Source organism: Chryseobacterium gambrini (assembly GCF_027920505.1).
GTDB classification, from domain to species: domain Bacteria; phylum Bacteroidota; class Bacteroidia; order Flavobacteriales; family Weeksellaceae; genus Chryseobacterium; species Chryseobacterium gambrini.
Map to the genome: position 1 here is coordinate 3120383 of NZ_CP115857.1, position 12527 is coordinate 3132909.

Below are 12527 nucleotides of genomic sequence, written 5' to 3' on the forward strand. Positions count from 1 at the left end.
GATACAGCCCAGCAATATAAAGATTACCCAATCGTTATTTTCAGGTATTCTTACATGATTTATAAATGTTTGTGATAACGGCAACGGAATTTTTTTGCAAAATTATAGATTATTTTGTATAAAATAAAAAGGTTAAATAAACTATCTTTGCAAACTGAAATGAAAAAACTGGTCATAATTCCGACTTACAACGAAAAGGAAAATATTGAAAATATTATTTCCGCAGTTTTTGCATTGGAAGATGACTTTCATATTTTGGTAGTGGATGATTCGTCTCCTGATGGAACGGCGGATCTGGTGAAGGATTTACAGAAAAAATTCCCGCACTATCTTCATCTTTCGGTACGAAAAGTGAAAGATGGTTTGGGAAAAGCATATATTCATGGTTTTAAATGGGCAATCGAAAACAAGTATGACTATATTTTCGAAATGGATGCCGATTTTTCGCACAACCCGAATGATCTTCCTAAACTGTATGAAGCCTGTTTAAACGCAGATATGGCAATCGGTTCCCGGTATTCCAAAGGAGTAAATGTGGTAAACTGGCCAATGGGACGCGTTTTGCTTTCTTATTTCGCTTCAAAATATGTGCGGTTTGTTTTAGGACTTCCGATTCATGATACCACGGCAGGTTTTGTCTGCTTTTCAAGAAAGGTTCTGGAAGAAATTGGTTTGGATAACGTAAGATTAAAAGGATATGGATTTCAGATCGAAATGAAATTCAGGGCTTTTAAAAAAGGATTTAAAATTGTAGAAGTTCCTATTATTTTTACAAACAGAATTCTCGGAGAAAGCAAAATGAATGGCGGCATCATTCATGAAGCCGTTTTTGGAGTTTTAAATTTAAAATGGAAATCCATCATCAACAGATTATGAAAAAACTGATCTTCATTTTCGTTCTGATGTGTCTGTTTTCATGCGGAGACTACATCGATAAGCCTAAAAATCTGATCCCGAAAGATCAGATGGCAGAAATTATGGCTGATCTTTCCATTAACGATCAGGCGACTTTCATGTATCCCAACACGAATCTGGAGGCAGGAACAAGATATATCCTGAAAACGCACAACGTAAAATCTCAGGATTTTGTGGAAAGCTTCAAATATTATGTAGTAAAGGAGCAGATGAGCGGTATCGCAGATGATGCCCAGAAAATAATATTAGAGAAAGATCCGAAAGCGGATCAGTATGTAAAGGATAAAAAAAATAAAACAGGAAATCTTCAGAATCCTCCTGCTTTATCGAGATAATTTAAGATGCAAAAGTTTTTTAATATAGAAAAAACCTCTGAGGGGAAGGCGAGAGCCGGAGAACTTACCACAGATCACGGGACAATTCAGACGCCTATTTTTATGCCTGTAGGAACCGTTGCAAGTGTAAAAACAGTTCATCAGAGAGAATTAAAAGAAGATATCAAAGCCCAGATTATTCTGGGGAATACCTATCATTTATACCTTCGTCCGGGAATGGAAGTCATGCAGGAAGCAGGAGGTTTGCATAAATTCATGAACTGGGATCTGCCGATTCTTACGGATTCGGGAGGTTTTCAGGTGTTTTCACTGGCAAGCAGCAGGAAAATGTCTGAGGAAGGAGCCCGATTCAAATCTCATATCGACGGAAGTTACCATATGTTCTCTCCGGAAAAATCCATGGAGATCCAGAGACAGATCGGAGCCGATATTTTTATGGCTTTTGATGAATGTGTGGCGTATCCATGCGAATACAATCAGGCAAAAACCTCCATGGAACTTACACACCGTTGGTTAAAAAGATGTATTGAATGGACGGAAAACAATCCTGAGTTGTACGGTCACAAGCAAAGACTTTTCCCCATTGTTCAGGGATCTACTTTTTCAGATTTAAGAAAAATTTCCGCAGAAGTCATTGCGGAAGCGGGTGCTGAAGGAAACGCAATTGGCGGTCTTTCCGTAGGCGAACCTGAAGAGGAAATGTACAGAATTACGGATGAGGTTACCGATATTCTGCCAAAAGAAAAACCGAGATATTTAATGGGAGTGGGAACTCCGTGGAATATCCTGGAATCCATCGGTTTGGGAATCGATATGATGGACTGTGTGATGCCGACAAGAAATGCCAGAAACGCAATGCTTTTCACATGGAAAGGAGTAATGAATATGAAAAACGAAAAGTGGAAGAAAGATTTTTCGCCTCTGGACGAATTTGGAACAAGTTTCGTAGACAGAGAATATTCTAAAGCGTATGTAAGACATTTGTTTGTTTCTAAAGAATATCTGGCAAAACAGATTGCTTCCATTCATAATTTAGCCTTTTATCTGGATCTGGTAAAAGTGGCAAGAGAACATATTATGGCAGGAGATTTCTATCAGTGGAAAAATTCTGTGGTTCCAATTCTTCGTCAGAGATTATAATTAAAAATAAAAACGCAGTAAAATGCTTAAAATAATAGACCGATATATCGTTAGAAAATACCTTGGAACATTCAGTTTCATGCTGATATTGCTGTCTATTGTTGTTTTGGTGATCGATGTTCAGCAGAAAATTCCAAGAATTGAAAATGCAACAGCATTAGACCCAAAACTTAACGTTACCTATTTCCTGATTCACTTTTATCCTTTCTGGATCGTGAATCTGGTGATGACGTTCCTTTCTATTCTCGTCTTTATTTCGGTGATTTATTTCACCTCAAGAATGGCAAACAATACAGAGATTGTTGCCGTCATCAGCAGTGGAGCGAGTTTTCACAGGTTTGCAAGACCTTATTTGCTTACGTCGTTGTTTATTGCTGTTTTGTCATTGGGAATCAATCACTTTCTGCTTCCGTGGGCGAATATTCAGAAAAACCAGCTTGAAGCCTATACCTACAATGCAACCAATAAAGAGAAAGTTTTAGGGACGGCTCCGGTTTCTGCGCAATTAAGCAAAACCGAATATATCTTTATCAATTCCTGGAACAAAAGAGACAAAAGAGGTTCAGGATTCGTCTATCAGAAGTTCGATAAGGACAGAAGAATGACGTACGAGCTAAAGGCTTCCGATGTTTCGTGGGATAAAGACAAGAAAGAATTTGTCCTGAATTCCTACACGGAAAAAACCATCAATAAAGACGATACCGAGAAATTATCCAGCGGTTTCGATCTGAAGAAAAAATACGGTCATGATCCGGAAGAACTTTTCCCGAATGAACTTTTAGGGCAAAATAAAACAACACCGGAACTGATAAAATTCATCAAAAGAGAAACAGAAAAAGGAAACAGCAACTTAAATGCACACTTAAATGAGCTTCATCAGAGAACCTCAATGCCTTTTTCTATTGTTATTCTTACTTTTTTAGCACTGTCGCTTTCTTCGCAGAAAAAACGCGGAGGATTGGGGATTAACTTAGCTTTAGGGATTTCTTTAGCCTTTGTTTTCGTATTTTCCTTTGAAGCTTTAAAAGTGGTTTCGGAAAATAAAAGTATTTCTCCGGCTTTGGCGATGTGGCTTCCCAATATGATCTTTCTACCGCTTGCTGCTTTTCTTTACATTAAAAGAGCCAATCAGTAAAGTAATTTTACCTCTTTGTGATAGAAACGCTGTAGTCCGTCATTTTCAAGATCAATCCAGAGTTCACCTTTTTCGTCAGCCTTTTTGATGATGCCATTTTGGCGTGTTTTTTCAATTTCGAAAACAGATATTTCGTCTTTCCGGAACAGGTTTGCATTGAAAAGCTTGAGGATTTCCTCTTCCGAAGGAATATTTTTCAGTTTTTCGGTTAAAAAATCATGAAGTTCCAATGTAAAATCATTCAGGTTAAAATTTCTTCCGGTCTGCGTTAAAAGCGATCCTGCATTGGAAATTTCAAATTTTTCCTGCAAAATATTGAATCCGGCTCCGATGAGGAAATAATTATTCTGGTTGATTTTTTTCTTTTCAATAAGAATTCCGACGATTTTTTTATTTTTGAGAATCATATCATTCGGCCATTTTATTTTCACGTCACAGTCAGTCAAATTGGCAAGGAAATCCCGTATTGCAATTGCGGTATAATAATTGAACATAAAATCCGAGACTGTAAAGTTTTCAGCCTTTACAGCAAGAGTATACGCCAAATTTTTTTCAGCCGTTGAAGACCATGTATTTCCGTACTGTCCGCGACCTTTCGTCTGATTGAAAGTATGAACTGCAATAAAATCTGAATCTCCGTAAAGTAAAAACTTAGATATTTCGTCATTAGTAGAAGAACATTCTTTCAGATAAAACAGTGCACTCATTTAAGAAAACTTTAAGACTTTAAAAGGCTAAAAATAAGGCTAAAGTAAAAGAAAAACAATAAATTTGCAGATTATAGTATTTTTTAATGAATAAAACAGTAGAAAAACAAGCGCTAATAGATAAAATTGTAGAGGCTATCCAGGATGTAAAAGGTGAAGATATCATGATCTTTGATCTTTCCAATATCGAAAATTCAGTAGCAGAAACGTTCATCATTTGTAGCGGAAACTCAAATACGCAGGTTTCGGCGTTGGCGGGAAGTGTAGAGAAAAAAGTAAGAAACGACCTTAAAGACAGACCTTGGCACGTAGAAGGTACCGAAAACTCCATGTGGGTTTTGGTAGATTACGTTTCCGTGGTAGTCCACATTTTCCAGAAAGAAGTAAGAGAGTATTATGATATTGAAGAACTTTGGGGAGATGCTGTGATTACGAGAATCGAAAATTAATTATAAATTTTAAAAAGTATAAATGAACAATAAAGGATTTAACTGGTTTTTTCCTATCATGATTGTGGCACTTGTGCTGTTCTTTGTTGCCAATTCTATGGGCGACAGCACAGGTAAGACAATTGATGAAGACGGTTTCTTCAGAGAAATGCAGGCAGGAAAAATCCAGAGAGTTTTAATTGACAAACAGGCTCAGAAAGCTGATGTATTTTTAACGCAGGCTGCCAAAACAGCTACCGTAAAAAAAGACGATAAATCTAATCCTTTTTCGGGGCTTATGATGGCTCCAAAGGCAGATTACTCGCTTAAATATGGAGATCTTAGGCTTTTCCTTGAAAAATTTGATGCCATCAGAATGCAAAATCCGGCGATAAAAACGTCTAAAGATTATGCGGAAGGCGAAAGTCCGTTAACGAGCTTTTTAATTCAGGCTTTAATCTGGATTGCGATTTTAGGAGTTTTCTATTTCCTTCTTTTCAGAAAAATGGGAAGCGGAGGCGGACCGGGCGGACAAATTTTCTCCATCGGAAAGTCTAAAGCAAAACTTTTTGACGAAAAAGAAAGAATTCAGGTAACATTTAAAGATGTTGCAGGTCTTGAAGGAGCGAAAGAAGAGGTTCAGGAAGTTGTAGATTTCCTTAAGAACTCAGAAAAATATACCAAACTGGGAGGTAAAATTCCGAAAGGTGTTCTTTTGGTGGGTCCTCCGGGAACCGGTAAAACATTATTGGCAAAAGCAGTAGCCGGAGAGGCAAAAGTTCCTTTCTTCTCGCTTTCAGGTTCAGATTTTGTGGAAATGTTTGTTGGGGTAGGAGCTTCAAGAGTAAGAGACCTTTTTGCTCAGGCTAAAGCAAAATCTCCAGCGATTATCTTTATTGATGAGATCGATGCCATCGGACGTGCAAGAGGAAAAAATAATTTCTCAGGCGGAAACGACGAAAGAGAGAACACGCTGAACCAGCTTTTAACTGAAATGGATGGTTTCGGAACCGATACAAACGTTATTGTAATGGCTGCAACCAACAGAGCGGATATTCTGGATAAAGCTTTAATGAGAGCCGGACGTTTTGACCGTTCCATTTATGTAGACCTTCCGGAATTGCACGAAAGAAGACAGATATTTGATGTTCATTTAAAGAAAATCAAACTTGATGATAATGTAGACAGAGAATTCCTTGCAAAACAAACGCCGGGATTCAGTGGAGCAGATATTGCGAATGTTTGTAATGAAGCAGCATTAATTGCCGCAAGAAATAACCATACTTCGGTAACGAAACAGGATTTCCTTGATGCGGTTGACAGAATTATCGGGGGTCTTGAAAAGAAAAATAAAGCTATTAAACCTTCTGAAAAAAGAAGAGTTGCTTATCACGAAGCGGGACACGCTACGATTTCATGGTTGGTAGAACACGCTTCACCGCTACTGAAAGTAACTATTGTTCCGAGAGGACGTTCTTTGGGGGCAGCTTGGTATCTTCCGGAAGAAAGACAGTTGACGACTACAGAGCAAATGCTGGACGAAATGTGTGCAACATTGGGTGGTAGAGCTGCAGAGCAGGTAATATTCAACAATATTTCTACAGGAGCGCTTTCTGATCTTGAAAGTGTAACCAAAAGAGCTCAGGCAATGGTAACCATCTACGGTTTGAGTCCGAATATCGGGAATATCTCTTACTATGACAGTTCAGGGCAGTCTGAATATTCTTTCGGAAAACCTTATTCTGAAGAAACAGCGAAGAAAATTGATATTGAGATCAAAGGAATTATCGAAAATCAGTATGACAGAGCAGTTCAGATTTTAACTGAGAATAAAGACAAGCTTGATGCTTTGGCAAGTAAGCTGTTAGAAAAAGAAGTAATCTTCCGTGAAGATCTTGAAGAAATTTTCGGAAAAAGAGCATGGGATCCCGAATTAACAGAGAAACCTGTTACCAATACGATTCCGGATGCTAAAGAACCGCAAGAAGAGATTCTAATCAAAGAAAAAGAAGGAGACAGCGAAATTCAGGCTCCTGAAAGCCCTACACAGCTTTAAAATTTCTTAGAATTTAAATAACACAAAACCTGACAGTTCCAAAATTGTCGGGTTTTTTTATATTTCTCGGTATGTTTTTGGATTTCTATATGATTAATTTATATTTTTGTATAAAGTTGACTAAAAATAGATCAAATTGAATTTATTTAAGAAGATTGTAAGCAAACTTACCAACCAGCCTGAGCAGGAAGAAAAGCAGAGTCTGGAAAAGTTAGGAGATTCCCTGAAAAATGCGGATCTCGACTATAAGTTTGCCCAACTGTTTACGCATTCCGGAGGTTTTTTTAACTACTGTGCTGATGAAGCGGAGGCGTTACAGACTTTGAACCAGATTATTAAAATTGAAGGAATTCACAATATATTCTGTTGGGATAAAGACCTTCAGAATTTCCTGAATGTGGTAAAAACACCGTATACCTCTGAACTTCAGAGCAATAATGATGCAAGTTTCATTACCTGCGAATATCTTATTGCGTACGATGGAAGAATTATGCTTTCTCACAATAATATCCTTCATTATCATTCTTCCAGACTGCCGGATAAAATTATCATTATGGCGAATATTTCACAGATTGTGAACAACCTGAATGATGCCATGGGAAAAATCAAGAGAAACGGGAATATTAAAAATCTTACTTCCATCAGCGGTGGACAGTCGAAAATGGATACTTCTTCCCATACCAACACAAAACTGTTTTTATTGTTGCTTGAAGATTAAGCATCAGATTTAAAATTTTAACATCTTGGACAAAAATCTCATTCAAAGAACCTTATCAGGAATTGTTTACGTAGCAGTTATTATTCTTTGTACCACTCCGCTTGGAGCTCATTTAATCAACAGTATTTCGCCGGATCTTGTGAAGCAGCAGTATCTGTATTACGGATTAATCACTCTTTTAATGGGAGTCGGTTCTTGGGAATGTTTTAAAATCATGAAATTCGGGAAAGGCTATGAACGGTTTGTTGTTTTTCCTTTGGTAATTTTTATTTTTTATGTCTTCTCGAAAAGGTATTTCAATTTTGATTTCTTTTTCGCTTTCAGACTGAGTGAAATCCTTGCAATGGTTCTTATTGTAATTGCTGCCGTTACGTTATTTAAATTCCCGAACGAATTATATTTTGACAGCGGAAAGCTTATTTTCACCGTAATTTATGTGGCTCTGCCTTTCAGCTTTGCTTTGGGACTTCCTAAATTTACAAGCTATGACGATAGTTTTTCTTTAGAAGTTCTGTTTCTGTTCATCCTGATCTGGAGCAGTGATACCTTTGCTTATTTAACCGGAAAATTCTTCGGAAAACATAAAATGGCGCCTAAAATTTCTCCTAAAAAAACATGGGAAGGTTATATTGGCGGTGTTGTTCTTACTTTAATCCTGTCTTACTTTGTAGAACATTATCATCCGGATCTTCGCGGAAACTGGATGGTGGTAGGTTTTCTGGTTGCTGCCTTCGCTCCGATCGGGGATTTGGTGGAAAGCCAACTGAAAAGAAATTTCGCCGTGAAAGACAGTGGAAACATCATTCCGGGACATGGAGGCGTATTAGACAGGCTGGATAGTTTCATTATTTGTGTTCCTGTCGTATATTTGTACTTTATTTTAGAAAAATTTATTTAATCTCATGAAATTACACAGAGAATCAAAAGGAACCATTACCGTTGCCACCATTCTGTTCATCATTTTGGGCGCATTGGCGATTTATTTTCTTGAAATGTTGTCGTTGGTGATCATTCTGCCATTACTGGTAATCTACAGTTTAGTATTTTGGTTCTTCAGAGTTCCGAATCGTGAAATTCTCGATCACAAAGAAAATGTGATTGCTCCGGTAGACGGAAAAGTAGTAATGATTAAAGAAGTTGAAGAGGATGAATTTATCAAAGGAAAAGCGATTCAGGTTTCTATCTTTATGTCTCCGCTGAATGTTCATATCTGCCGATATCCGGTTTCAGGAAATGTAATTTATAAGAAATACCATCCGGGAAAATATCTGGTAGCTTGGCACGAAAAGTCTTCCACAGAAAACGAGAGAACAACGGTTGCAGTGGAAAGTTTAACGAATCATAAAGTGGTTTTCAGGCAGATTGCGGGATATGTTGCGAGAAGAATCGTTTTCTACTGTAATGAAGGCGATACTGCAAAAGCGGGACATGAGTTCGGATTTATTAAGTTCGGCTCCAGAATGGACGTTTTTCTACCTTTAGATACAGAAATTGTCTGTAAGATCGGGGACATTACCAAAGGAGGTTTGGATGTTATCGCGAGAATGAAGGAAGAATAAAAATTAATACAAAATTATAAAGATACAGAGAGAGGTTTTTTAGCCTCTCTTTTTCTTTTTCAAATATCAATATCTAAAAGGGTTTCTAAATTTTTTTGAAGTTTAAAATTAAAAAAAGTTTCAATTATTTTAACCTATCAAAAATGATAGGTATTGTTAGAGATTTAAATATGCTATAATTTTGATTCGTAGTAAGAGTAAGACAATCAATGGGATAATGGATTTGGTGTGTTTTGCGTGCCCAGTTTTTAATTCCATCATAAGTTATATTTATACAATCGGCTGTAAATATTTCTGATAATTTAATAACCCTAACTTAAAACACTACGAAATGAGAAATATTTATATTTTTTACCTGATCGGGCTAAGTTGTTCATCTTTTGCCCAGGTTGGAATACATACCTCTTCTCCTCAGGCAAGCCTTGATATTAGAGGAAAGAATGATACAGGGACTTTAGGAGTCGCAGTGCCCGGAGTTGTAGATGCTGCAGACGGGATTCTTGTTCCAAGAGTTACAGCGCTCAATGTAAACGGAACTGTGAATGGACAGTTAGTATATTTAATAGCCAATTCCGGCTCTTTTAATAAAGGATTTTACTATTGGGATGGAGTGGCTTCGTGGGTAGGTTTGGGTGGAAGCGGGACTGCAGGAGATTTAACAAACGATGCTTTCATCAACGACAATACCAACCAGATGGTGAAACTTGGAACCCAATCTGATGGATCTACTGCAAGACCTGCCAATAAAGCATTTGTTATAAAAGATAACGGAAATCTGGGGATTGGAACTGAGACTCCGAATACATCAGCATTATTAGATTTAACAGCGGCAGATAAAGGTATTTTAATTCCCAGAGTTGCCCTTACAAGTACTACAGATATTGTTACCATCCCTAATCCATTAACCAGTATGTTAGTCTATAATAACGGATCAGCAGGTTTAGTATATAAAGGATTCGTTTTTTGGAATGGAACAGAATGGAGAACAATTAATAATCAATCTACAAAAGCACCCACTGTTACTTCTTTGACCTGTAATGCTGCGACTTTATCTCCTGCAACCTATACCAGCGGGGTAGCTTACAATGGGATTTTAAAAATCCCGTATACAGGAGGGAACGGCGGTCTTTATCAGGAGGGAACTACAGTTACCGTAAATGGATTGAATATAAAACTTCTTCCGGGAGAGCTTGTATCAGGCAGTGGTCAGCTTTCTTTCTCAGTCTGGGGAACACCTTCTGTTTCTTCCCCTACAGCAATTACTTTTCCTATACAGGGGAGTTCCGGTAATGGTTTAGTGCCATTTATTACCAGTGGTCAGAATTGTAGTGCTACAGTTGGTGATCAGGTTGCAGCTGAATATACCCAATCGATTACTTTGGGACATTTGATTTCAACAAACGATCCTGCTCCCGGATATCACAAATATGTTACGTCTCCCGATGGAAAATTTTCTGTCAGAATATTCATACAAGATGGTATTAGTAATCTATCTTCAGGTGTTAACTTACAAATAAGAAGCAACTCAGGTACGCCAAGTATTTTCTGGAATGGCTCAACCCAACGTACTTCAGCGGGTTCCTCAGAAACTGTATCTGCTTATAACGATAATCCTTTTCCTCAGGCAGGAAAATGGTATGGAGGGGATGGGACTGCTTTTGGAGGTCCTTTTCAGGAAGGTGTTACAGCCGCTTGGGGAATTGCGAATCTTTATAATGGAAATAAGCCTGAATTAAGAACCTACACATGGACCACAAATGATAACGCTCAGGTTGCCTATGTATTAACGTGTATGTTTTCAAACAATGATGCTGTTGCGATTGGTTTAGATGCCTCTACATGCCCAAATGGCACTTGTCCAACGACAAAGGTATATCTTAGAATAGAACAGTTCAGGGTTCCTTAAAGATAAAATAAAAACATAAATTTTGAAAAAAAATGAGCTCTTAAAGATTTTTTTAAGGGCTTTTTTATTTTTATGCTTAAGAAAATGTAAAAGTTTATCTGCTATTTTCGTTTTGTTGCTCTAATATAAAACTTCCCCAATGATCCACAGCTTCTAATACCGGAATAATGGTTTTACCCAGATCCGTTAAACTGTAAATAACTTTTAACGGAGGTTTTCGTCCGTAGGATTTTCTGGAAATAAGATTATCGTCTCGTAACTGTTTTAAATATAAGCTTAATGACATATCGGTAATAAAAGACATCTCATTTTTTAGTTCAGTATAGCGTTTTTCACCATCTTTTAAATGGTATAAAATCACAGCCTTCCATTTACCTCCCACCAGATCCATTGCTAGACTTATCGTGGAAGGATAGACTTTACCATTTATTTCAATGCTTTTGCTCATTATTCGCGTTCAGTATAAAGTCAGGTAAATGCTTCAAACGTATTCCGAAGAAAAAATTATGAAGAATACTGACAAATTAATCTAAAATCCTGTTTGTATTCTGTTCCGTAAAATTGATATTCTTATATTAAAGACTCAATGAGTATGTTAAAATACGATTGTAGTTTTAACAATATATGGATGTAAGTTGTGATGATTATTCAATGGTAACATTTTACATTAACATTATAAATATATCAGCGTTAATCTTGTTTTCTAAATATTTTTGTAAAAGTAAATACAAATAGAAACTAAAAAGTAAAAATAAATATCGTATTGATATATAAGTTTATTTTATTATTTAATGTGTTGATTAGTAGTGTTTTTTAAGTATCTGCTTTTTGTTATAACAGCATTTTAATTCTGCATTTTTTACTAATTAGCTTATTTTATCCGGCTGAAAAAAGTTCAATTTTTTGAGATAATCTTAAAACTGTTATTTTTGCTTTAATTATTTTTTAGATATAATTTTTTAAAGCTTATTGAAACTTTACTCCAAAATCTGTAATGAAAAGAAAGGTGATTCTCCTTATTGTTATATCATTAATATATATTGCCGCCCAAGTAAGTATTAATACTTTTAATTCGAAAAACAAAAACGATGTCAGTTTTAAAAAGGATTCTGATCGAAATATCACAGACAACAGCAGTTGGTAGATGGGCTAAACTTGCATCGGAAGCCGATAAATTTACTCGTAATGATCTGTAGAAAATCATTTGTAAACCAAAGATGATTGCAGATAAGTTATTGATTCAAAACAGCAGAATAAATACTTTCATCAGTCATACTGATAGATATTTTTAAGAACTCCATTTCACGATATTTATGATTAAGTTTTCTGTTTATTTAATAAGGTATAGAGACACTTATAATTATGAATTATAATAATGAAATGCTGCATAAAAAACGTAAGGTATTCATCAGACAGTATTTGTGGATTAAATTGTTCCTGGATTTAGTAATTATAATGATAAAAATATTAGATTATTATTTCTACGGCATTATTACCAGATACAATACGATACTTGCCGTGGTAAGTTTTTTATCATCTTTAATTTTATTGTGGAAAATAGATTTTTTAGATAATTTTAAATTTAAGCATCTCGTAAATTTTAATAATTGTGTTCAGTTATTATTAAT

Annotated in this window: 12 protein-coding genes; 10 read left to right on the forward strand and 2 right to left on the reverse strand. The window is 36.2% G+C overall.

Annotated elements, in window-relative coordinates:
• Positions 1 to 159 precede the first annotated feature (159 nt).
• From PFY09_RS14255 to PFY09_RS14270, 4 genes are read left to right on the forward strand one after another with little or no spacing between them, the layout of a single operon-like run.
• The gene (locus tag PFY09_RS14255) at positions 160 to 876 is read left to right on the forward strand and encodes a polyprenol monophosphomannose synthase (protein ID WP_271160147.1); all 717 of its coding nucleotides are present in this window, start codon (positions 160 to 162) and stop codon (positions 874 to 876) included.
• Positions 873 to 1250: a DUF4296 domain-containing protein gene (locus PFY09_RS14260; protein ID WP_087708625.1), complete on the forward strand. Its 378-nt coding sequence runs from the start codon at positions 873 to 875 to the stop codon at positions 1248 to 1250. The genes PFY09_RS14255 and PFY09_RS14260 overlap by 4 nt, the downstream gene beginning before the upstream one ends.
• A 6-nt stretch (positions 1251 to 1256) precedes the next feature.
• Entirely contained in the window at positions 1257 to 2390 is a 1134-nt protein-coding gene (gene tgt, locus PFY09_RS14265; protein WP_076391557.1) for a tRNA guanosine(34) transglycosylase Tgt, read from the forward strand.
• A 22-nt stretch (positions 2391 to 2412) separates the two neighbouring features.
• A complete protein-coding gene (locus PFY09_RS14270) occupies positions 2413 to 3525 on the forward strand; it encodes an LptF/LptG family permease (RefSeq protein ID WP_256039771.1) in 1113 nt (370 codons plus the stop codon).
• On the opposite strand, the gene PFY09_RS14275 is transcribed toward PFY09_RS14270, so the two are convergent.
• The gene (locus PFY09_RS14275) at positions 3519 to 4232 is read right to left on the reverse strand and encodes a biotin--[acetyl-CoA-carboxylase] ligase (protein WP_271160148.1); all 714 of its coding nucleotides are present in this window, start codon (positions 4230 to 4232) and stop codon (positions 3519 to 3521) included. The genes PFY09_RS14270 and PFY09_RS14275 overlap by 7 nt on opposite strands.
• Positions 4233 to 4318: 86 nt before the next feature.
• On the opposite strand from PFY09_RS14275, the gene rsfS reads away from it, so the two are divergent.
• From rsfS to PFY09_RS14305, 6 genes are all read left to right on the forward strand, one after another.
• Positions 4319 to 4681, forward strand: coding sequence for a ribosome silencing factor (gene rsfS, locus PFY09_RS14280; RefSeq protein WP_087708630.1), 363 nt, complete (start codon positions 4319 to 4321; stop codon positions 4679 to 4681).
• Positions 4682 to 4703: 22 nt separating this feature from the next.
• On the forward strand, positions 4704 to 6716 hold the full coding sequence (gene ftsH / locus PFY09_RS14285) for an ATP-dependent zinc metalloprotease FtsH (RefSeq protein ID WP_076391565.1): 2013 nt from the start codon (positions 4704 to 4706) through the stop codon (positions 6714 to 6716).
• Between the two features lie 136 nt (positions 6717 to 6852).
• Positions 6853 to 7434 (forward strand): LUD domain-containing protein, encoded by a 582-nt coding sequence (locus PFY09_RS14290; RefSeq protein ID WP_076391567.1) that lies wholly within the window; start codon positions 6853 to 6855, stop codon positions 7432 to 7434.
• Between the two features lie 25 nt (positions 7435 to 7459).
• Positions 7460 to 8332: a phosphatidate cytidylyltransferase gene (locus tag PFY09_RS14295; RefSeq protein WP_271160149.1), complete on the forward strand. Its 873-nt coding sequence runs from the start codon at positions 7460 to 7462 to the stop codon at positions 8330 to 8332.
• A gap of 4 nt (positions 8333 to 8336) precedes the next feature.
• On the forward strand, positions 8337 to 8993 hold the full coding sequence (locus PFY09_RS14300; RefSeq protein WP_271160150.1) for a phosphatidylserine decarboxylase family protein: 657 nt from the start codon (positions 8337 to 8339) through the stop codon (positions 8991 to 8993).
• Positions 8994 to 9324: 331 nt separating this feature from the next.
• A complete protein-coding gene (locus PFY09_RS14305; RefSeq protein WP_271160151.1) occupies positions 9325 to 10899 on the forward strand; it encodes a hypothetical protein in 1575 nt (524 codons plus the stop codon).
• Positions 10900 to 10993: 94 nt separating this feature from the next.
• On the opposite strand, the gene PFY09_RS14310 is transcribed toward PFY09_RS14305, so the two are convergent.
• Positions 10994 to 11347, reverse strand: coding sequence for a winged helix-turn-helix transcriptional regulator (locus PFY09_RS14310; protein WP_271160152.1), 354 nt, complete (start codon positions 11345 to 11347; stop codon positions 10994 to 10996).
• Between the last annotated feature and the right edge of the window lie 1180 nt (positions 11348 to 12527).